The sequence below is a fragment of the Armatimonadota bacterium genome (genome assembly GCA_028871815.1).
GTDB lineage: Bacteria > Armatimonadota > Chthonomonadetes > Chthonomonadales > Chthonomonadaceae > REEB205.
The window spans coordinates 66,342-87,420 of record JAGWMJ010000012.1; the positions used below are offsets into that span (position 1 = coordinate 66,342).

14 protein-coding genes and 1 pseudogene are annotated in these 21,079 nt (G+C 63.8%); 9 read left to right on the forward strand and 6 right to left on the reverse strand.

All coding sequences use genetic code 11. From position 1 onward, the window contains the following. Positions 1–10: 10 nt before the first annotated feature. On the forward strand, positions 11–643 hold the full coding sequence (locus tag KGJ62_13545) for a hypothetical protein (protein ID MDE2127606.1): 633 nt from the start codon (positions 11–13) through the stop codon (positions 641–643). Here KGJ62_13545 and KGJ62_13550 read toward each other — a convergent pair. From KGJ62_13550 to KGJ62_13560, 3 genes are all read right to left on the reverse strand, one after another. Continuing rightward, positions 640–2,784 carry a right-handed parallel beta-helix repeat-containing protein gene (locus KGJ62_13550; GenBank protein MDE2127607.1) on the reverse strand — a complete coding sequence of 715 codons (2,145 nt, stop codon included), beginning with the start codon at positions 2,782–2,784 and terminating at the stop codon, positions 640–642. The genes KGJ62_13545 and KGJ62_13550 overlap by 4 nt on opposite strands. A 39-nt stretch (positions 2,785–2,823) precedes the next feature. After that, entirely contained in the window at positions 2,824–5,289 is a 2,466-nt protein-coding gene (locus KGJ62_13555) for a CocE/NonD family hydrolase (GenBank protein MDE2127608.1), read from the reverse strand. Between the two features lie 437 nt (positions 5,290–5,726). Beyond that, complete coding sequence (locus tag KGJ62_13560) at positions 5,727–8,582, reverse strand: hypothetical protein (protein ID MDE2127609.1); 2,856 nt, start codon at positions 8,580–8,582, stop codon at positions 5,727–5,729. Between the two features lie 506 nt (positions 8,583–9,088). Between KGJ62_13560 and KGJ62_13565 the strand changes: the two genes are divergently transcribed. The 3 genes and pseudogenes from KGJ62_13565 to KGJ62_13575 all read left to right on the forward strand — a co-directional run bounded on the left by KGJ62_13565 (position 9,089) and on the right by KGJ62_13575 (position 12,288). Beyond that, positions 9,089–10,186: a hypothetical protein gene (locus KGJ62_13565; GenBank protein ID MDE2127610.1), complete on the forward strand. Its 1,098-nt coding sequence runs from the start codon at positions 9,089–9,091 to the stop codon at positions 10,184–10,186. 493 nt (positions 10,187–10,679) lie between these two features. Further along, positions 10,680–10,871 (forward strand): annotated as a pseudogene (locus KGJ62_13570) (hypothetical protein). A 559-nt stretch (positions 10,872–11,430) separates the two neighbouring features. Beyond that, positions 11,431–12,288, forward strand: coding sequence for a tetratricopeptide repeat protein (locus KGJ62_13575; GenBank protein ID MDE2127611.1), 858 nt, complete (start codon positions 11,431–11,433; stop codon positions 12,286–12,288). Here KGJ62_13575 and KGJ62_13580 read toward each other — a convergent pair. After that, positions 12,285–12,761 (reverse strand): hypothetical protein, encoded by a 477-nt coding sequence (locus KGJ62_13580; protein ID MDE2127612.1) that lies wholly within the window; start codon positions 12,759–12,761, stop codon positions 12,285–12,287. The two genes, KGJ62_13575 and KGJ62_13580, sit on opposite strands and share 4 nt — an antisense overlap. 127 nt (positions 12,762–12,888) lie before the next feature. On the opposite strand from KGJ62_13580, the gene KGJ62_13585 reads away from it, so the two are divergent. Continuing rightward, a complete protein-coding gene (locus tag KGJ62_13585; GenBank protein ID MDE2127613.1) occupies positions 12,889–15,459 on the forward strand; it encodes a PSD1 domain-containing protein in 2,571 nt (856 codons plus the stop codon). Positions 15,460–15,538: 79 nt separating this feature from the next. Here KGJ62_13585 and KGJ62_13590 read toward each other — a convergent pair whose 3' ends face one another. Beyond that, positions 15,539–15,742 carry a cold shock domain-containing protein gene (locus KGJ62_13590; protein ID MDE2127614.1) on the reverse strand — a complete coding sequence of 68 codons (204 nt, stop codon included), beginning with the start codon at positions 15,740–15,742 and terminating at the stop codon, positions 15,539–15,541. A 389-nt stretch (positions 15,743–16,131) separates the two neighbouring features. Here KGJ62_13590 and erpA point away from each other — a divergent pair, with 389 nt between their 5' ends. The 4 genes from erpA (at position 16,132) to KGJ62_13610 (ending at position 19,811) form a co-directional block, all read left to right on the forward strand. Next, positions 16,132–16,539 (forward strand): iron-sulfur cluster insertion protein ErpA, encoded by a 408-nt coding sequence (erpA, locus tag KGJ62_13595; protein MDE2127615.1) that lies wholly within the window; start codon positions 16,132–16,134, stop codon positions 16,537–16,539. 180 nt (positions 16,540–16,719) lie between these two features. Further along, the gene (locus tag KGJ62_13600; GenBank protein MDE2127616.1) at positions 16,720–17,550 is read left to right on the forward strand and encodes a PmoA family protein; all 831 of its coding nucleotides are present in this window, start codon (positions 16,720–16,722) and stop codon (positions 17,548–17,550) included. Positions 17,551–17,621: 71 nt separating this feature from the next. Then, positions 17,622–18,338, forward strand: coding sequence for a DUF1054 family protein (locus KGJ62_13605; GenBank protein ID MDE2127617.1), 717 nt, complete (start codon positions 17,622–17,624; stop codon positions 18,336–18,338). Positions 18,339–18,347: 9 nt separating this feature from the next. After that, entirely contained in the window at positions 18,348–19,811 is a 1,464-nt protein-coding gene (locus KGJ62_13610; GenBank protein ID MDE2127618.1) for a hypothetical protein, read from the forward strand. 359 nt (positions 19,812–20,170) lie between these two features. On the opposite strand, the gene KGJ62_13615 is transcribed toward KGJ62_13610, so the two are convergent. After that, positions 20,171–20,989, reverse strand: a complete 819-nt coding sequence (locus KGJ62_13615) for an alkaline phosphatase family protein (protein ID MDE2127619.1) — start codon at positions 20,987–20,989, stop codon at positions 20,171–20,173. Positions 20,990–21,079: the final 90 nt, after the last annotated feature.

The window sequence follows — 21,079 nt, forward strand, 5'->3', positions numbered from 1 at the left end:
GGATGGTCCGTTGACCCCGCCAACCGACGAACTGAGCCGCACTACGAGGCGGAAGACCGATCGGATCGGCGCAGTTGTGCTGATAGCGGTGCTGGTCACCGGCGCCGTTGGTGTGACCGTGGCGCGTCGCGCCATGCCGCCTACCGTGGCGCCGCACCTGGTTTCGCCGCAGCAAAGGGCGCAGGCTCTTCAGGATGCGTCCGACATGGCCGCGCCGGATCCCAACTGGCTGATGCGCAATACCGCTCGGTTTGGAGTAACGAAAGCGCAATTTGTACGCGTGAAAGCGGCCGCGGATCTCTACAACGTGACAATGAGGAACGCACAGGCCGAACGTACCCGACTCGCGGCAGATCTGAACGGCGTGGCAAAGAAGGACCCGAACGGCGGCCACCGCGTCCTGGCGACGATGCGCGATCGTGAGTTGATCATGATGACCGAAGCCACATTCAGCATGGCCCGCAACACCTGGTGGCAGCGAGTCACTCCGGTTTTGTCGCCGGCGCAGGTAAAGAGCATCTCCGATGCGTGGTATGCCTACTACGTGATGGGGCCAACGGCCGTCCGTATCGAGCAACGGGCACGACGCATAACGCGCGAGCGGCTACCGCCCACCGCTCCGGCGCAAAAGCCCGGAAGCTAATTCAAGATCTTGCGACGTTTTGCCGGGCGAACGCCGGCCGCGCGCCAATCGAACGGTACAAAGCCTATAGCCGGCGCCGGTGATCCGGCTCTCAGGTCGAAATCTCCCGCCGATGCGTTTACGAAGAGGGGGTCGGCCACGATCGAACCGGCTTCGTGTCCCAACGCCTGCCACTGGGCCAACGTGTGCCCTTCAAACAGTACCGCCCGCTGCCCGGTGTTCCAGTAGAGGTTATGATCCGCAGTATAGGCGCCGTCGTGCCAGTTGCCGTAGAGCAGAGGCCCGCTGCCGTTCCAGATCACAATGTTATGCTCCAGGGTGAAGGATCTGTGCGATTCCGCGAGCGACCGCTGCAGTTGGCCGGTTGCGCTAAAGGCAAAGATATTGTTGACAATCAGGTTGTTGGCGCCGTAATGCTGGTGGAGGCCGCCGGTGCCTGTGTTGGTAACCAGGTTGTCCTGCTCGGTCACACCCACCACGCCTTCGTCGTTGTAGATGCCCCAGGCTCCGCGCCCGTAGTGGTTGAAGCCCTGAACGTCTGAGATGAAGTTGTGGCTGATGAGCGCACCGGTCTCCGTGCCGAGAAGATAGATGCCGCCCATATCGCTCAAAACGCCCTGACCGATGCGGCGGATCCGATTGTATGTGATGCGGTTCCCCAGCGCCAGGCTCGGCCCATATCCCCACGTCCAGCCGACCGAGATTCCGGTGTAGAATCCGCTAAACAGCAGGTTGTGCGTCAGGGTGTTGCTTGCGCTTTGGCCAATCCAGATTCCAATGGCGCCTGTATGGATTCTGCCCCAACCGCGGATGCTGCAGTCTGCCACTGTGTTGCGGCCAGTCCGGTCGACGGCCTGCCCCCGGATCGTCGGCTCACCGATCCTGACGCCGCCTGCGCCGAGATCCTCGAATGTGCAGTGCTGCACCCGGCAAGCGGTACAGCCTTCACGAAACCACACGCCGTAGATCCCAATGTGTGACACCGCGCACCGCTCCAGCGTGATTCCAGTGGCAAAATCGGCCTGAATGCCGGCGGGAATAGAGACCTCCGCCTGCGGATCTGCGTGGCCCGCGTACGGCAGCAGGTACTGGCCATATTGAAACGACAGGCCACGGAAGGTGATGTGGCGCACCGGGTCGAAAGGTGTTCCCGCGATCACGATGAACTGCGTGGAGATCGGCGCCTCAACGTCTGCCGTGCTCATGCTAGCCCCGGACGGCGGCCGGATTACGATCGAGCCGTTCGGTCGGTAGAGCCATTCTCCGGCGTTCATCTCGCCCGGCATGTTTTCCAGCGCGTAGCGCTGGGTGGTGCTGAATGAGAGGAACGGCCATGGTGCGTGCCCGGTCAGACGGATGATCCCTGTGGCAGCGTCGACACCGGCAATATGGTGCCGCGACGTCTCCCATGAGTGGTAGACAACCACCACGACGCGAGCCAGCTGCGCCGCAGAGAGCGCTGCCAGTGCCCTTGCAACCCGGGGCTCAGCCTGAAATGCGGCGCTTGATATCGTGGACGGCGCCCGCAGCGCCGCGTCCGGCGGCACTACCTGGCTGCCTTGCGCCGATACCGCGCCGGTGACCCAAAGGTAACCGTGGGCGGGTAACCGGGCCGGCTGGAGCCGGCGCCCGTTGAGCCATAACTGCTCGAATGGAAGCGCCTCACCATCCACCTTCGGTGCGGCGGCACTCCAGGTTCCATCGGCTTTACGGCGCCAGCCGCCAATCCGCATGCCACCGCTAAAGATCGGTCGGGCGCCCGGCGCCGCTTCGAACACCGTGGCCGCGCCGGTTGAGGCGCCGTCGGCGCCGGTGAAGGTTACGGCATGCAGCATCCGGTACGTGCCGGAGGCAAATAGGACGTGGATCGTCGCGCCGGGATAACGTGCCCGCAGCTTGCGTACGGCTCGGCGGGCGCCATCCAGCGAGCGCAGCGGCCCGCCACCGGCCCCATCGCGGTGCGGCAGTCTGCCATTCAACAGGTCACTGCCTTCCGGAGCCGCATAGAGCGTGATCGGCCGCGGTTTGGCCGGGCCTGCAAACGCCGCGTTCACGGCGGCGACGGCGAGCAGGATAACGAGCGTAGGCGATGGGAGGCCGCTCCGTAAGGCGCGGAACTTACTGCTGGTTTGAGTACGCATGGCACACCACGATTAAAGTGCTGCGGCGCCCACACCTCCTTACGGAAGGGTGTAGACCGAAAGATACGATGCATGTACCTTTGTGTGATAGATGCTTTCAGTAGCGGCAGGTCCGGTGGTGGCGTGCGGCTCGAGCGATCCCGTGTCCAGGTTTCTGTCATAGGTCGGAAACCCACTCGAAGTGATTGCGACTCGGAGCCGGTGGCCCTTTGGAAACACCATTCCCAGCGCCCACAGGTTGAGGTGAAAGCGTGTGACCTTTCCGGGAACAAGCGGCTTCGGCGCCGACGAGGAGTTGCGGAAGCTGGCGCGCAGCACGCCGCTGACCAGTCCGGCCTCCCGGCCGTCTGCCTGCACGTCGGAGAGCGAGGCGTACCAATCCGTATCGACGGCCGTGGATGAAGCTTCCAGCGTCAGGTCTACCGGCCCGGCAACCGTAAGGTCGTGCGTCAGTGGCGCGGTGGTATACACCAGAACCGTCGGAGTGCCATACGGCCGCTGAAGCGCGGCGGACTGCGGGCTGCCCTTGGCCGCCAGCGCCCTCTTGAGTGCCGGCGAGATATACGGGTGTGACGGATCGTACCGGTACCGGTCCGGCGGCTCAGCGCCCGCGGGACGCGACCTGGTCAGCGTGCCGTTGCTGTGGTCGCTGTTCGCATGGCCGGATGAGTGGAGGTAGAAACGCGTCTCCACGGCGCGTCTTGGTGGCCAGGCCGCGAAATCGCGCCACTGATTCGCGCCCATCAGAAACACCTTGACGGGCGGTTCATGGGTGATGCCGTTGTGAACGCCCTTCAGCCACCGGTCGAACCAGCGCAGATAGAGCGTGTTGAGGTCGATGATCGACTGCGGACCGAAGTTGTACGGACCCAGGTGGGTGGTCGTATCGAGTTCGTGCGACCATGGGCCATAGATCAGACGCTGATTGGCATGCCCGGAAGCAATCATGGCAGCATAGTTCAAGCGTGTTCCGATGCCGTCGCCATCAAACCAGCCCGATACGTTGAGTGCGGGAAGCGGGCCGATCGACTTCAGCTTCTGATCGAAGCTGCCGCGCTTCCAGTAGGTGTCGTTCGTAGAGTGTTTCAGCCACTCCTGCCATTGCGGCGAGGTATGGCCGAGTATCAACTTGTCGACCGATGACAGCGGAGTGAGCGGATGTGCCACCAGTTTCCGCATCGGCTCCAGCGGATCGGGGATGTGGACCACCTTCTGGTCGACAACCTGGAGCCACCAGAGATCTGGCGCCAGAAACAGCGCGCCAAACGCATACGGCACGTTGAAGAACGGATCCGGTGGCGAAACAATCGGCACAATGCACTTCAGGTGGGGGCTGTTTTCGCTGGCTGCGGCCCACTGAACAAAGCCGCCATACGATGCCCCGATCATACCCACACGGCCATCGCACCAGGGCTGCTTCGCCAGCCACTCGATCGAATCGTAGCCGTCGTCGCACTCGTCCACGAACGGACGGAAGACACCGGTGGAATTGCCTCGCCCACGTGTGTCTTGCGAAACGTACACATAACCCCGGCGGGCGTAGAACTCGCCTTCCCCGGCCACGGTGCGCCCGTAGGGTGTGCGCGAAAGAATTGCCGGATAGCGACCCGGCGCTGCCGGTCGGTAGATATCGGCTGCAAGCAGTACGCCGTCGCGCATCGGCACCTTGACGTCGGTCTCCCTGGTTACCGTGAACGTAGGCTGAGAGAGGTCTGCGGCCGCCGCGCCGGCGGGCTTTTCGAGCTCCTCATACCCGATGCGGATTGCGGTGAGACTCTGGCCAGGCACCTGCCACATCAGCACGTGACCGGCAACGTCGGTGGTTACGGTGGTGTCGATATTGCCGATAGGACCGGCCAGGACCACAGAGTAGCGATGCGTCGCGAGCGGTTTACCGTTCACCGTGCCGGTTATTGCACCTTCATCCTTCATCGTGGCAAACAGCGTCACAGGCCCGGCCGGACCCACGCTTTCGCTGGCCAGCAGGCGTATCTGCCGGTTTACCGGTCCCGGCGTCTTCAGCGCCGCTACCGCGTACGAGAACAGATGAGGCGCCATGTCGGCATAAGGCAGCACCTGTGCTGGGATCGGCTTCGCCGCGACTGGCTTGCCGTTGACCACGAGGTTCTGACGCGGCTGAAGCGTGAGTGTAAAGGAACCGCGCGCCGCGGCTGTTGAGGTCACGCTCACCAGTCGGCCCTTCTGCCACGCCAACTGACTGTGAAGCGTCACCGGGTTGGACCCAAGGCTGATCACCTCGGTCCACTGGCTGCTGCCATCGGCCCGGATAATAAAGTCATCGGTGGCAATCCGGGTGTCGCGGACGGAAAGGACGATCTTGCCCGAATCTGCGGCCGGCGCCGACTGCCAAGCATGGGCCGGTAAAGCCAAACATGAGAGGAGCAGGGAAAGGTACGCCAACAGTTTCAAAAGCCGCTCTCCAAAAGCACGGGTGTGTGAACCGGGTTCAGCGAAAAGGTTACCCGTGGTAGCAGTTCGGCTCATGCCGGTTTCCACACCACGATTCTACCCATGCCTGAACCGGCGGCTGTCTCAGCGACGCGAACGGCCTGTTGCGATCGCAGAGTTTCGACCTATTTACGTCGCAGGGGCGCGCAGAATCCAGCCCGGTGATAAGCGGTATTCCAGGTGTGCGCGATCCACTCGGCAAACCTTGCTTTGACGGGAGATCAGCAAATACCGGTCCCTGTCATAAAGCGCTTCGCGGTGCCCCAGCTCTATGGAACTACTGTTTCGATTGGACGGAACCCGGAAACTGTGAGTAAAAAGCAGGCGCAACGCGTTACTTCCAGCCGCAGAGGAATCAGCGCCTATAGCCAAAGCTGCGAGACGGCAGTTGAGCCGGCGTGTGCGGGCGCGCTGTGCCGCTGTCTGTCGCACAACCGGTCTGCGATGGTCTGCCTCTCGTGATCATTCCCGCGTCATTTAGGGTCACCGCCGTGTACTGCATCGTCGGGCGGTGCGGCCAGTGCGGGCACAGGAGGTGGTGGAGTGAGGGCCGGTACTTCCGGCGCGCCTCCGGCAGAGAGCACGCGATACGTCCGGATCGGATGCGATACGCCTTTAATGATGACCGGCTCACCACCTTCCATGCGGAAGCTGCCGTGAATCAGTTCCTCCACGGCGTCGCTCACCACCACCTCGCCGCCCGCAGCCAGCATCTGCAAGCGGGCGCTTACGACCACCGTGTGGCCGAGCGCAGTGTAGTTGATCTGGCGGATCGGGTTGCCGACCATTCCGATAACCGCCTCGCCGAAGTGGACGCCAAATCCCACGTCCAGCGCCTCGCGGCCGTTCTCGCGAATCTCAGCCGAGAGCTCGTTCGCCGCGTCGCGCATGGCCAGAGCACCGTAAAGCGCGTCGCGCACGCCCGGCTCGAGCTCGCCATCGATGGGGAAAAATGCCATCAGGCCATCGCCGGTGTACTTATCCAGGATACCGGCGTGACGGTCGAGCGCGTCCGTCATCACCGTCATATAGAGGTTTACGACGTCGATGACCTCCTCTGGAGTATGCCGCTCCGCGAAACTGGAGAAGTTGCGCACATCGGCAAAGAGTACGACCACCCGCTGGCGCTTGCCGCCCAGTCCCAGCTTCTCCGGAGCATCCAGAAACTCATCGACCACCTGTGGCGCCACAAACCGCTGCAGCAGCGACCTGTTGCGTTCGCGCTCGTCGCGTTCGCTGGAGTACGTGATCTGTGTGGAGAGCAGGAAGGCGGCGACGGCGGTGGCGATTGGCAGAATCGGATCCATCCAGCGCATTCCGGCAAGCTCGAGGCCGCACACAACCAGCGCGGCAAACACTCCGAATGCTACCTTCCACACCGCGTCCATGGGAGCCCGGCCGGTCGCCGCCTGGCCCATCAGGGCGCCGAATACCAGCAGGGCCAGCAGCCAGCCGGTACCGGAGATGTGGCCCAGGCAGTCGCCGCCCATCACGGCAGCCGTGGCATCGGCCTGAACAACCGCCAGCGGCAGCCGTCCCTCGGAGGTCTCACGGAATACCGGCATCAGTTCGTCCAGGAACACGATCTTGCCCTTGATGAACGAATCGGCCGGCACCCAGGTGCCCGGCGTGGAGACTGGCCGGACACCCTGAACGTAAGTCGGCGCGTAGACCGGAGCATTGCGCATCAGGTCGGAATAGGTGATCGTGGTGAATGCCGGCGCCGTCGTGGTATCGCGAAACACGGGTAGGAGGACGCCGCGGGCGACCTGCGGCACGCTTCGGCCCGCCATGTCCATCACCTGATCGCTGGAGATGTGCCCCTTTGGGAGCTTGACGTCTCGCGCCGCCGACGCCAGGGAGAGCGCTAACGGGGGCATTCCGCTCCAACGCATTGGCACACAGGGTAGTCCGGCCGTTTTGAACGATGGCAGTTCGGCCAATGCCACATCGCGGGAGGCCGCCTCCAGGCTGGGGAGCGCTGCAAGCCCTTTGCCGGGCGCCTGCAGCGGGGCAAAACTGACGTCGTTTCGCGCACCCTTGACCGGCGCGCCGACATCCAGTGGTGAAACTGCCAGCGTGACATTGCCGGCCTTGCGCATCGACGTCAGCAGAATGCCAAGGTCGCGCCAGTTGCGCGTGGCGTCGGCGCTCGTCGGAAGCGCGCCGGCGAGTGTTGACGCCGGCAGCAGGTTCATGTCCACTGTGTTGGGCGGATTCAACAGTGGCACCGGCATGACCACCCGAACAGCCCCAAGCGATGCGAGCCTATCAAGAACGGCTGCCTGCAGCCGGCACTCCGAGCTGCCGGCATCCACCGCTCGGCGCGCCGCGGGGTCGATCTGCAGCAGCACGATCTGTCCGCGGGCACGCATGTACGCATCGGCCTGGCCCTCTCGCGGAGCCTGCAGGTTGATGGTGATGGGAGAGTTGACCTGTGTGCTGCCATTACCGCGCGTGAGATCCTCCGGCGCCGAGGCTCGCGCGCGCACCATGGAAACCAATGCCGGAGATTGGAGCGGGGCCAGCAAACCGGCCTTGTTGGCTGCCAGCATCACCAGCGTAGCCAGGATGCCGAGCACAGCGCCCCGGGCATCGAGCACATGCGTTGCACCGCGAAAACGAACGCGCCGTCGCAGCCTTGGTTCCAGCCATCGGGTAACGCGCCGGGCCACTGGTTGAGAGCCATCACTGCGGCGGATGAATGCCCCGATGACGACCGTCCAGATCGGGATGCCCAGCCATACGATGCCGATAAACCACGCCGCGTGGAACCTGCCATCCAGTGGGGCGAGTAGGTAGGTGACGATGTAGGCGAAGAGCAGGGCGAACCAGAAGGCAACCACACCGCCGCTGGCGTTGACGGTGGTGGAAGGTCGGCCGCGGCGTGCATACTCGCTGATTGCCGCGCCGGTCAGGCCGGCGACCGCTGCGGTGACGAATATCAGCGGCCACATCACGGCAGCCACTATCGAGACGATGGTGCTCGATGACATCACCTGAACGCTGCTCGAATTCGCCAACTGCTGCTCGATGAACTGAACGAACAGCAGCGTGAGCAGCAGCGCCATCCAGAAGCTCCACTTCCAGCCCGTTTCGCGCGCCGCAATAATGGGCCGTGGGTGGCCAATGCTCCAGATGACCGCCAGAATGGCAAGAGCGATGTTCAACAACGCCCATGCCGTGATCACCACCTCGTGCCCCGTGGGGAACGGCAGCACCATCAGGATGATGCCTGCCGCGGAGAGCCACCATGCCGCGCGAATAGCGCGATCAGGACTGCGGCTCATTGAGAACAGGCGGCGTAGTGTGCTGAGGGGTGACGTCATTCGTTGGATGCAGGTGCCGCGAACAGCCAGTAACAGTACGTGCAAACTGGCTGTGCGGTTTGCCATTGCTCAACAGCCAAATATTTGACGTTCACAATGGGGCTTGGTGTCGCAGTAATGGGGCGGCGCAGCTCAATTCAGTATTGCGAGGCTTCGGGAGGTAAGTGCTACCCCGCGTGAGAATGCAACCATTGAACCGGCTCCGCCACTGTAAGCCATCCCCGCCGCTCGAGTCCAGTGGTCGCCTCCTGTCCCGCCACTCCTGGCACTCCCAAGGTCGCGATCCCGAGCGAAGGCGAGGGATCGGCAGCCTCGTTGTTCCGATTCCGGCAGCCGGAGCTCGCGGCTGCACAATTTGGCTCTCAGACAAAAAAGAGTCGAAAAAAAAGTCGCCCGAATGGAACTTTCCGGCCCAAAAAACTCGCTTTACCTTTTGAAAATGGGATGCGTCCGAACATTTTCGAATAAAGTTCGTGGTATCCTTGACAGGCTTGTTCTGTTAGATTATGATTACTTTAGTCTCCATCTCTTATGCTGCGGATCCGGTAGGAAACCGCGCCGGCGAAACGGTGGGAAGCACCTCAACCAGCTTCACGATGGATAACGACGATGAGCTTGCGTCGACCAGCGGCGGCTTCGCGAACAGCTATTCGTACAATGCCAACGGCGAACAGACCGGCCGCACGCTGGCCGGCACGGCGTATACCCTCGCCTTCGATTACGACGGGCAGCTCAAGTCGATTACGCAGGGCACAGCGGTGACCAGTTTCGGCTATGATGCCCTCGGCCGCCGCGTAAGCCGCACGGCATCTGGCACAACCACCTCCACGCAGTACGCCGGCGGTGCGCCGGTGACGGAGACGCAGGGTTCGAGCTTCACCGCCGCGTACACCGTCGGCAACGACCTGCTGCGCCGTAACGGCGAGTATCCCGCATTCGATGGCCTCGGCTCCGCCCGCGCCGAAACGAACAGCTCCGGCACAGCCACCGCCACGCAGGATTTCGATGCCTTTGGCAACACGATCGCGAGCAGCGGCAGCACTAGCAGCCCGTACAACTTCGCGGGCGACTGGGCGTACCAGAGCAACGGCGACGCAGGGCTGCAGCACGTAGGAGCGCGCTACTACGATCCGCAGGTCGGGCGGTTCGCCAGCCGCGACAGCATGCTCGACCAGATTCCGTACGCGTATTGCTGGGGTGAGCCGAACGATTGGGCGGATCCGAGCGGGGCGAATAGGATCAGTTGGGGCGGCGTGAACAATGTGGAGCTTCCGTTCTTTGGGACTGTCGTCGGGGGCGCAATCGGAAGAATCGTGGGAGGGCTCATCGGGCAAAAGATTCCTTACTTCGGACGTCTGTGGCGGCGGTTTACTCCAAGAGCGGTGCCCGACCCTGTCGCGCCGGAGTCGCCGCCGCCAGCCGATGAGGTCGTGGGTGAACTTGGTCCCGATCTAGGTGAAGGCGGCGAGGTGATTGCAGGCGGCTTAGCGGGGGCCGAGGACGGCGGGGAAGCTGGGCTCGTGCTTGGGCCCGAGGGCGCTGCCGCGGGTATAGTCATTGGCGGCGCTATCGGATTGGCCGCTGCATGGCTGGCCCAGCAATGACTTCTGGAGGCTTTTGGACCCGTGCCCGCGGTCAGGCCCAGCCACCGCTTCGGCATCTCACGCCAACCGTGTACCGGATTGCCGGAGCCGCGGATTTTGCGGCAGCGTCTGCGGCCGCCTTCAGCGTTGGACTCGCCGTGTTGCGCCGCTTGGTGCCCGGCCCGGCCGGGCATCGTTTCCGTGGCTGGGGGCTCGAAACCGTACAGCACTGGCCGCTGGCGGCTGGGCTGGGCATAATGACAGCTGGCCTACAGGCTATATCGACAATGAGAATGCCGGTGTGGGCGCTTAACCCTATGTTTACTGCGCGGTTGTCCGGAGGCGGGACGCGGACAGTGCGGGCTGCAATGTGGGCCGCCACAGGGCTCTACTACGCCGTTGACCTTGCAGGCCTCCTATACCTGGTGTTCCGCCGCGGCTAGGACACGCATCCTAAGCCACAGCCACGCAAGACGCCCATGCTTTTGAAGACGCTGTCGCCCGCGGCTGCTGTACATCGAGCCCATACAACTTCGCGGGCGACTGGGCATACCAGGGCGACGGCGACAACGGGCCGCAGCATGGTGAAGCACGCTACTACGACCCGCCGGTCGGGCGGTTCGCCAGCCGGGACAGCATGCTGGACGAGACTCCGTACGCGTATTGTCCGGATGAGCCGATCGATTACGTGGCCCCGAGCGCTTGAAAGGCAATTCACTGGGGTCAGGCGCCGCACGCCGCCACGACCGGTACTACGCGTGCGCCGTTCCTGTTCTTCGGCACTTGCCTGGGGACAGCGACCGGACGGCTGATAACACTCTCACGTACGCCGTAGACGGCGTGGCTCGACCCCAAGCCGGGCAAGAGAATAATGGAATGTAGTCGCCGGCAATTCAGTACCTGCGATGCATCTTACGAATCCCCGAGATCTGCCGGACCACGCGGCCCGTGCCGGCCCCCGCTGGGTGAGACACGAGGTCGATTCCGATGGTTGGTCGTGGGTGCGCGGATGGAATGGTCTGTTAGGCGCGTCCAGCGACCGCACGTATTTCCAAGCGAAGGCGACCGATGGGCCATTGGGAGTTCGGGCTGCACGTCTGACCCAGCGCACACCTCGCCGGTCGCGGGGCCGGAGTGATGTGTACCATGAGGTAGCGATTGTACGTCGGTCAGGTCTTCGATGCGGCAGCGCGCCGCCTTGCGCCAGCGCCGAGCGCACGGGTAACATTCGGCAGCGAGCATTGGCGGCGCTCAGGAGGCACTGCATGGAGACCGAGGAATTCATCCGCTCAATTTGGGACTACTCCGATCCCGCAGGATCGGAAGCTCGCTTTCGCAGCGCGATTGCCGCGGAACTCGGCGGCTCAGCCGTCGGCGCAGAGCTTCGCACGCAGGTGGCGCGCTCTCTCGGCCTGCAGGCGCGATATGCTGAAGCGCACAAGCTGCTGGATGAGATTGAGGCGCAACTCAATGGCGAGCCCGGCCCGGCGATGGTGCGTGTACACCTTGAACGCGGTCGCGTTTTGAACTCTTCGGGCGACCGGGATGCCGCGATCGGCTTCTTCTCGATGGCGAAAGGCGGCGCGCAAGCCTTCCATCTGCTCGCGCTTGAGATCGATGCGCTGCACATGCTTGCTATTGCCGATCCATCGCGAGCGCTGGTTTTGAACCTGGACGCGCTCGAACTGTGCGACGACGCTCCGCCAGGTCCAGCTCGCCAGTGGCGCGCCTCGCTCTGCAACAACATTGGATGGACCCTTTTTGATCGCGGCGATGCTGCCGGAGCGCTCGACTATTTTCGCCGGGCAGTGGACGCGCGCAAGGAGATGAACGACGAAGCCGGTTGTCGGATTGCAGAGTGGTGCGTCGCCCGTGCACAGCGTGAGCTCGGCTCGGTCGAGGAGGCGCTCGCGGCACAGCGCAGTCTCCTCGTGCGCCAGGAGGAAGCCGGTAACGACGCGCCGTTCGTCTGGGAGGAGCTGGGCGAGTGCCTCCTGGCGCTGAACCGGCCCGACGAGGCCAAGCCGTGGCTGGAAAGGGCCTACCAGATGCTGGCAACGGCTCCATGGCGCGGCCAGGTCACCGAGGAGCGGTTGGAACGGCTCAAGACGCTCAGCGGCTAGCACTCTCGGCAGATCGGACCGCGCAGCAAGCAACTCGCCGATCGTGTCTTTCGGTCGCATGCCCTGCGCGCGGCTCGGCATACGGCTCTGCCGATAGTGGTTGCGCGCCTGTGCGTGAAGTCTGCCAGGTCGGAAATGGCGACACCTGAATGGACGCAGGAGTACAGGGCGTCGTCCGTCGAAACGCGTCCCGGATTCCAACCGTCAAGCAGTCGCATGGCCGATTCCCATAGGAACGAGTGTGTGTATTCCAGCCAGGGCACCGGCTTTCCCGCCAGGATTGCCGGCGCCGCTGCTGCGAGGATCGCAAGCGCAAACCACTGGGCAAACTCGGTCTTGCGCCCGGCCGGGAAGCGGAAAGTCCCGTGCTCGGCGAAGACCATTGCGGTAGCGTAGGCGCGGTTATAGACGGTACGGAGGATTGGTACCTTGAATGGCAAAACCACTGCCGATGCGGATGTCTTAGACAGCATGGGAACCTCCTAAGTAGCGATTGCCCGGTTGATCCGTAGTGCGGATCGTCGTGTCGACGTCTTGTGATTATGACGACAGTACCAATACCCGCCGAAATCTATCGTTATTGATGCGAGGCGCTGTCCGATGGTTCAAACGAATCTGGCAGCTTTTGAAGGTAGGGGGGATAGTGGCGCCGAACGACCTCTGAGACGGCAGCGCATCAATCGAATGATCCACGCAAATCCATCACATCGTGCCTGGCCGGGAATCTCGGCCGGGATCGCGCTGGCGGCGCTTGTCACTTCGGTTTCCGCTGCAGCGCCTCAGACTCCGCCATCCGCAACACCGCAGCAGGCCCGTTTCTTCGAGTCGCAAATCCGGCCGGTGCTCATCGATCACTGTCTGATGTGCCACGGCGCTCAGCAGCAGCAGAGCGGATTGCGGCTCGACTCGCGTGAAGCCATTCTCAAGGGTGGGGCGCGTGGGCCTGAGATCGGCTCGGGATCGCCCGGCTCATGCCGCCTGATCCAAGCGGTACTCTACACCGGCGCGCTCAAGATGCCTCCGGCCGGCAAGCTCAAGCCGAACGAGATTGCCGCGCTGACCGAATGGGTACGGATGGGCGCACCCTGGCCGGCAGCGGCGCCCGCCGTCGCCAACTCGGGTGGCTTCCACATCACCGCGGCCCAGCGGGCGTTCTGGTCGTTTCAGCCGGTCGCTATGCCGGAGGTGCCCGCACTGCCAACCTCCGACGGCGCATGGCGGAAGAACCCCGTGGATCGGTTCATCCTCGCCGGCTTGGAGAGGCATCACCTGCGCCCGGCGCCGCCAGCCGACCGACGTACGCTGATTCGCCGCGTGACGTTTGATCTGATCGGCCTGCCCCCGACATCGGCGGAGACCGCGGCCTTTCTGGCCGATCGGCGCCCCGACGCCTGGCACATTCTCGTCAACCGGCTGCTCGCGTCACCGCGGTACGGGGAACGTTGGGGCCGGCACTGGCTGGACGTCGCGCGCTATGCAGATACGAAAGGCTATGTCTTTACGCAAGACCCGGTCTACCACACCGCCTGGACCTACCGCGACTACGTGATTGGCGCCTTCAATCACGACCTGCCCTGGAACCAGTTTCTGGCGCAGCAGATCGCCGCCGACCTGCTTCCAACCGCCAAAACGGACCCGGCCAGCCTGGCCGCGCTGGGTTTCCTCACGCTTGGCCGCCGTTTTCTCAACGACCCGGTGCTGATCAACGATGACCGAATCGACGCCACATGCCGGGGTATGATGGGCCTCACCGTGGAGTGTGCGCGCTGTCACGATCACAAGTTCGATCCGATTGCTCAGGCCGACTACTACGGCCTTTACGGAGTGTTCGCCAGTTCGCGTGAACCGGCTTCGGAACCGGTTATCTCGCCTCCGGCGGTTGGCGCGGCCTGGGCAGCCTGGAAAAGCCGGTACGACGCGGCCACTGGTCAACTTAATGGCGCTCTTGGTGCGGCCGAGTCGTCGCTGCGCAAATCGAACGGCCTTCCGCCACACGCCCTCGCAGCGCTTGCGCAGACGCCGCCGCCCAACACGCTGCCTGCAGCGATCGTCCACGAGATCATCGCCGCAGTTCCACCCGATCAGCGCGGCCAGCTAGCGATGCTTGAGAGCAACCGCGCGGCTCTGAAAGCGGCTGAGCCGCCGGCGCCCGTCACTGCCATGGCGTTGGAAGATGCGCCGCAGCCATTCCAGCCCCATATCTTCTTCCACGGCAACGCCGCCAATCCCGGCCCGGCAGTGACGCGCCACTTCCCGGCCATCCTCTCGATGGTAGATAACGCGCCATATACCACCGGGAGCGGGCGTCTTCAGTTGGCTGAGGATATCGTCAGTCCGCGCAACCCACTCACCGCCCGGGTCATCGTCAACCGCGTGTGGCTCTACCACTTTGGAGCCGGTATTGTCACTACGCCGTCCGATTTCGGCGCCCGCGGCGACCCGCCAACACATCCCAAACTGCTGGACTGGCTGGCATTCAAGTTTATGCAGCCACAGGCGAGCGGCGGATGCGGCTGGTCGATCAAGGCTCTCCATCGCTTGATCCTGGGCAGCTGCGCGTACCGCATGAGCGATACGGCCTCACCGCGCGCAGCTCAGATCGACCCGCAAAACGGCCTGCTGCAGCACCAGAACCTTCAACGACTCGATCTCGAGGCGCTGCGCGACTCCCTGCTGGCCGTGTCGGGAAGGCTCGATCTCACAGCCGGCGGGCCATCGGTGGATATCACCTCGCCTGCGTACTCGTGCAGACGCACTGTGTATGGCTTTGTGGATCGGCAAAACCTGCCCGCACTTTTCCGCACATTTGATTTTGCCAGCCCGGATGCGACCAGCCCTCAGCGACGGAGCACGACCGTGCCTCAACAGGCGCTCTTTATGCTCAATAGTCCGTTTATTCAGGATGCCGCTCGGGGGGCGGCAGCGCTGGCGCGGCGCACCATTCCGCGATCCGCCGCCCACTACAACGCCCTTCGGATCCAGTGGCTCTATCAGCGCCTCTTCGCTCGTCCCGCCGGCGCTGAGGAAGTTGCGATGGGCAGGCGGTTCCTGAACGCGCCGCCCGAGGCACCGCCTCCGGCCTCCGTCGCGCCAGGCGGTACGCAGATGGATGCGCTGTCGCGCTATGTTCAGGCGCTGCTCATGACGGATGAGTTCGCCTTCGTCGATTAGGCCTACGCGCAACGATGGCGCCCGGCTCGCCGGTGAGCCGCGCGCCATCGCCGCGTGGAAGTTGGCTGGTGAGTGCGTGTCAGGCCGGTGACTGTACGTTGGCCGCCTGGCGCCCCTTTGGCGTATCCAGTGACTCGTACATCACCATCTGTCCCTCCTTGAGCGATTTGAAGCCGTCCATATTGATGGACGAGTAGTGCACAAACACATCGACGCCGTCGTCAGCTTCGATGAAGCCGTAGCCCTTGGCGTCATTGAACCACTTTACTTTGCCCGTCGCCATATTCACAGCGGGTACTCCTTCGTCATCTCCCGGGGGAGCCGGGATCCGGCGCTGATTGCAGCACAGCGCTCGATGCGATTTTCCCTGCCGGCAGCTTGATCAGGGGTTTTGCAGAGCTCGATTTGCCTGCCGGCTCCGTTACACACAACGGCCGGCGCAAAGCGCGCCGGGCCGTTCTGATGGTGAACGTTGAAGAGTAAGGGTTCGCCGTCTGCGGGCGATTCCCTCCTTCGTTTGTGAGAGCTCAGCCGAAGGCTGGCTGCGCGGCCGAAACAATCTGCGCCGCGCAGCGCGTAGATGAGAGTATAATAGGGCATCGATCCGGCACTATCGGCAGCGCGAGCGATTCGCGAGGCCGGCGAGACGTTGGCACAGGAGCAAAATCCGCTATGGCTACATTGGAAGTATCGCCCACAACCGGCATTACGCTCACCGAGCGCGCTGCGCAGGAGATTTCCGAGCTCCTGAAACAGCAGAACAAGACGGATGCCGCATTGCGTGTGTTCGTTTCAGGCGGCGGCTGCTCCGGATTGAACTACGGCATGGCGATCGACGACGCGGTTGACGAAAGCGATTTTGTCTATACCTGTCACGGTGTGAAGGTGGTGGTGGACGCACTTAGCCTCAACTATGTGAACGGCTCCTCCGTGGACTACGTGGAGGATGACATGGGTGGCGGGTTCAAGATTGATAATCCGAACGCGGTGAAGTCCTGTGGGTGTGGCAGTTCGTTTGCCACCGAAGAGGAGCAGGATGGCGGCGGCGGGGGCTGTGGTTCCGGCTGCGGCTGCCACTGACGGTATACCGCGCGAGCTGTGGAGTTGGCACCGGGCCGGCCTCCGCGCCGGCCCTTGTCGTTCCGCGCTCATCGCCCTGGCAGACGGCTTGCGGCGAGGAAGATGTTGACGCGGCCCCCGCATTCGTCTCGAACCAGCCTTGGGTACAATCTAGCCGTGGCCGGGAGGCGCTGAGCAGATATGTTTGAGGTCACCGAAACCGCCGGTGCTGTTGCCATCACATCGTCCGGGCAAGAGGTCGCCCTCTACGTCTACAACGCCCCGGGCCACCAGCCGGCGCTCACGCGGTTGTACGCGGCCAATGGCGCGCAACTGCTGGCGAACGGCCCACTCGATTCGCCGCACCATCATGGTGTTTGGGCCGGCCATGGCAGCGTGGATGGCGTCGATTTTTGGCACAACAGGCACAACAGCGGCCGCATTGTGCATCGGCGATTCGAATCGGTGCATGGAGGCGAGCAGTCGGCATCCATCACTCAGGTCTGTGATTGGGTGCAGCCCAACGGCGTGCCACTGCTGACCGACACCCGGACGATAGTCGTTTCGCAGGGTGCCGGCGATGCACACTGTGTCGATTTTGAAATACTGCTTCGCGCGGCTGGCGCTGCTACCGTGACCCTTGCTCCGGTGCGGGAGTTCGGCATGCCGGCCCTGCGTGTGGCGCGAGAGCTTGCGCCTCGGGGCGGCGGAGCCATGCAGAGTGCCGATGGCGCAACCACCGAGAAGGCGATGCTTGGCAAGCGGTCCCGCTGGGTACACTTCAGCGGCAAGGTGGGCCGACACTCCGCCGGTATCGCCATCATGGAGGATCCCCGCAACAACGACCACCCCACCGCCTGGTATGTGCGCGATTACGGCCTGGCCGCCGGAAATGGGCCGCTGTTTGCCGACGAGCCGCTTACCGTGGCGCCGCGACGTCCGCTGCGTTTCCGATACCGGATTTGGGCGCATAACGGCTTGCATGAGGAAGTTAGCGCGGCGTGGGACCGCTTTGCCGCCGCTCCGGTTTAGATTCATCTGCTTGCGCTCGATGTTGCTCGCCGCCGTTCTAACACCGGCCGGGCATGATTCAAGAGGCTGCTATGTCTCCCGCCGAACCTGCCGCAACGGGGAACTTGAGTTCGGGCCGGCTCTTTGAGCCGGAGCAGTTCCACGTGTTCGCTGTGGAGGGATTCACGCGGCGTATGCCGCTCGTGCGTACGCGCATCACGCCCGTGCTGGCAGGGCTTGCCGAACCGCTCTGCGAGCCGCTCGCGGCAGTCGTAGAGGAGCCGCTCTTCCCGCATGTGGCTCGCCACATGCGCCGCACCGTCAACCCACCGGAAGCCACCTGGGTCGCCTTTGGCCGATCACCACGCGCATACAAACCCTGGATTCACATTCGGGTCGGCATGGCGCTGGAAGGCGTCCGCGTTTCGGTGTTCGTCGAAGATGATGCGGAAGACAAGCCACGCTTCGCGGCCAACCTGCGCCGCAACGCCGCGCCTCTGGCTAGGTGGTTCCGAGAGCGCCACGAGGTGCTGGCGTTCGACTTCGCGACGGCGAACGGATTCAGCACGGCTGCTGCACTCGGCGCCGCCGGGCTGCGGCGGTTTGCCGATCGTCTGCTTCGGGTGAAGGCTCAGCACGCCTCGTTTGGAGTTGTGCTCTCGCCGGAGCGGGCATGTGCCCTGGACACCGGCACCTTTATCGCAACAGTGTGTGACACTTGTCAAACGCTGCTGCCGCTCTACCGGTGCGGCGCCGCCGACTCCTACCGTTTCAGCGCCCAATCCGGCGGCTCGTCAGATCCGGACTAGCGAGGCAAAATGGCAGCAAAGGCTCTACCGCACCTCCTCAGTATCGATGTGGGAACCTCGTCGGTGCGTGCCTGCCGCTGGACGCAGAAGCTCGGTCGCGTGCGAGGCGGCTGGCATCAGGTGCCGGTGCGGCTGGAGGTCGGCGCCGACGGTCGGGCGGAACTGGAGCCGGAAGGGCTCTGGACAGCGCTCGGTCAGTGCCTGGATGCCGTGGCCGGCAGCGGCGCGCCGATCGGAGCTGTGTCGCTGGTGACCTATTGGCACGGACTGTTGGGAGTAGGCGCCGATCTGGCTCCGGTGACGCGTATCACCACCTGGGCCGACTCGCGGGCCGCCGGCGCACTGGGTTCAGCCAACAGTGAACAGGCGCAGGAGTGGCTGCAGGAGACGGGCTGCAGGCCGCACTTTTCCTATCCTGCCTGCCGGCTCGCCTGGCTCAGGAAGTCGGATCCCGGTGCATGGCGTAAGGCGAACTGGTGGCTGGCTCCCGCAGATTTCCTGCTTCTCCGCCTTCTGGGACTTCAGCTGCCACAGACCAGCCTCTCCATCGCCTCGGCAACAGGCCTGCTCAGCCGAAAGTCGCTCAACTGGTCGAGTCTGGTGCTGGATGACCTGCAGTTGAAGCCGGACCGTCTGCCGGCGCTGCACGATCTGGATGCCCATCTACCCGCACTTTCATCCGCGCTTGCAAAGCGATGGCCGGCGCTCGGTGGCGCGGAGTGGCTGCCCGCACTAGGTGACGGGGCGGCCGGCAACGTCGGCAGCGGCTGCACATCATCAGCGACCGCAGCCATCAACATCGGCACCTCCTCCGCAGTGCGACGGATCGACACGCAGACCGGAAGTGAGATACCGTCGGGATGCTGGGAGTACCGGCTGGATGCGCAGCATCGCGTACTTGGCCAGGCATTCAGCGATGGAGGAGTAACACTGCGCTGGCTGATGAACCGGTTGCGCCTACCTGCCGACCGCAAGCTCAACGCTTCCATCGCGGCAGTCTATCCGCAGAGCGAGGTGGTCTGGCTGCCGTTCCTGGCCGGAGAGCGGAGCCCGGGTTGGAGCCCGGCGCGGTGCGCGAGCGCTTCCGGTATCCGCCTGGCAACCTTGGCCACGGATATTGCCTGTTCAGCGATGGAAGGTATTGCTATTCTGTTGGCTGACGGCGTGGATGCCGTTGAAGGGCTGGGCAAGGGCGAGGTCGTGATCTCCGGCGGCGCGGTGCGGGCGATGCCGGTTTGGGCGCACATGGTGGCCGACATAATCCAGCGTCCGGTGAAGCGGCTGCGAGAGTCGGAAGCCACCAGCCGGGGCGGCGCCGTTCTGGCGGCGCTGCGACTGGGCGCGTTCGCCGGCCTCGAGTCTGCGCCAGTGCCGGCGGCCGATGAAGTGCTGCCAAATCGGGGCAACGCCGTCGCCTGCGCAGAACTGCGCAAGCGGTTTCACGAGCAGTACGAAATGACTTCAGCCGGCTGAGCGGCCGGAAAGCGCGCTTCGTTGCACATTATGTGTCTCGCGTTTGGGGGTAACGCCGCGTCAGGCCATTTGTCCCATTGGTCCCACAGCGCAAACTTCTGGGTCGCGAGCCGCTTCCGCCCGCGCCGCCTCCCGCGCCAGAAATGGGACAAATGCGACGTATGCCGTTTATGGGACGCATTGCCACCCGCAGATCACGTCGCGTCCGCAACAGACGCCTCACGGCCGGCGGGGTCGGAACCGGACTTCGAGGTGGCGCAGCAGCCGGAACCCGGCCGCAGCACCAGCCGGATGCGGAGACAGCGCCGAAGGCATCCAGGCCGGGAAGCGGGAGACGAAGCGATCGCGCGCACTGCTCCTTAGCTCGCCGATGCGACCGGAATGAACGCCTCCTCAATGATCCGGCCATCCCACTGCGGGGCTGCAGCAATGTTCAGGCAGTGCGCAAGCGTCGGACAGGTATCAAAACCGCGCACCGGGGTCAACAGCTCCAGTCCCTGCTGCACGCGTGGCCCGGCTAGTACCCACGGAATGCGCATGTCGTCATCACAATCGGTTCCGTGCGTCCGGCCGTGGCCGCCGTGGTCGCTCGTCACCAGCACCGTCACGTCCCGGCCCATGCGGCGGGCGGCATCGAGGACATGGGCGATGCACCGGTCCACATTGTGGATCATGGCGATATAACCGGGCGTCATCCACCCGTGCTCGTGCCCCGCACTGTCGGTGGCGCCGAAATAGGTAAACAGCAAGTCGAACGGCTCAGCGGCAAGGTGCTCGGATACGGCGTATGCCACCGCCCAATCGTGCTCTGCCGTTTCGCATGCGCTGCGAGCGTACGATACGTGCACGCTTCCGGGCTCGGCCAAATCTCGCAATTCGGGCCAGTTATAGAAAGCCCCCACACGCAGGCCGGATCGCGCCGCAACATCCATGAGGCTGGGTACGGGACGCGCCAGCGGGGCAAAGGTATTGGTGGTAATGCCATGGCGGGGTACATCTACGCCACGGAGCATCGAGGTGTGGCATGGCAGCGTTACCGACGGCATCACAGTTCTTGCCATCAGCGTGCTGGCGCCACGCGCGCGCAGCCCATCAATGGTCGGCGTGTCGGCCGCCGCCAACCCGGCAGATGACATCCCGTCCACAGAAATCAGCATCGTCAGCGAACTGCTCGCCATACTCAAGGTACTCTTTTCAAAAGCGGCTCATGGTGCGCCGTCCCGGTGGAAGTTGTTTGCCGGGCCGGTGTTTACCTGCACCGCCGCCGC

What these genes read in the sequence shown, in the direction of transcription:
- KGJ62_13590 (MDE2127614.1), bottom strand. Translation starts at nt 15,742, where the DNA reads ATGGCGACGGGCAAAGTAAAGTGGTTCAATGACGCCAAGGGCTACGGC.
- KGJ62_13600 (MDE2127616.1), top strand. Translation starts at nt 16,720, where the DNA reads ATGTTTGAGGTCACCGAAACCGCCGGTGCTGTTGCCATCACATCGTCC.
- KGJ62_13610 (MDE2127618.1), top strand. Translation starts at nt 18,348, where the DNA reads ATGGCAGCAAAGGCTCTACCGCACCTCCTCAGTATCGATGTGGGAACC.
- erpA (MDE2127615.1), top strand. Translation starts at nt 16,132, where the DNA reads ATGGCTACATTGGAAGTATCGCCCACAACCGGCATTACGCTCACCGAG.
- KGJ62_13560 (MDE2127609.1), bottom strand. Translation starts at nt 8,582, where the DNA reads ATGACGTCACCCCTCAGCACACTACGCCGCCTGTTCTCAATGAGCCGC.
- KGJ62_13575 (MDE2127611.1), top strand. Translation starts at nt 11,431, where the DNA reads ATGGAGACCGAGGAATTCATCCGCTCAATTTGGGACTACTCCGATCCC.
- KGJ62_13605 (MDE2127617.1), top strand. Translation starts at nt 17,622, where the DNA reads ATGTCTCCCGCCGAACCTGCCGCAACGGGGAACTTGAGTTCGGGCCGG.
- KGJ62_13565 (MDE2127610.1), top strand. Translation starts at nt 9,089, where the DNA reads ATGATTACTTTAGTCTCCATCTCTTATGCTGCGGATCCGGTAGGAAAC.
- KGJ62_13615 (MDE2127619.1), bottom strand. Translation starts at nt 20,989, where the DNA reads ATGGCGAGCAGTTCGCTGACGATGCTGATTTCTGTGGACGGGATGTCA.
- KGJ62_13555 (MDE2127608.1), bottom strand. Translation starts at nt 5,289, where the DNA reads ATGAGCCGAACTGCTACCACGGGTAACCTTTTCGCTGAACCCGGTTCA.
- KGJ62_13580 (MDE2127612.1), bottom strand. Translation starts at nt 12,761, where the DNA reads ATGCTGTCTAAGACATCCGCATCGGCAGTGGTTTTGCCATTCAAGGTA.
- KGJ62_13550 (MDE2127607.1), bottom strand. Translation starts at nt 2,784, where the DNA reads ATGCGTACTCAAACCAGCAGTAAGTTCCGCGCCTTACGGAGCGGCCTC.
- KGJ62_13585 (MDE2127613.1), top strand. Translation starts at nt 12,889, where the DNA reads ATGGTTCAAACGAATCTGGCAGCTTTTGAAGGTAGGGGGGATAGTGGC.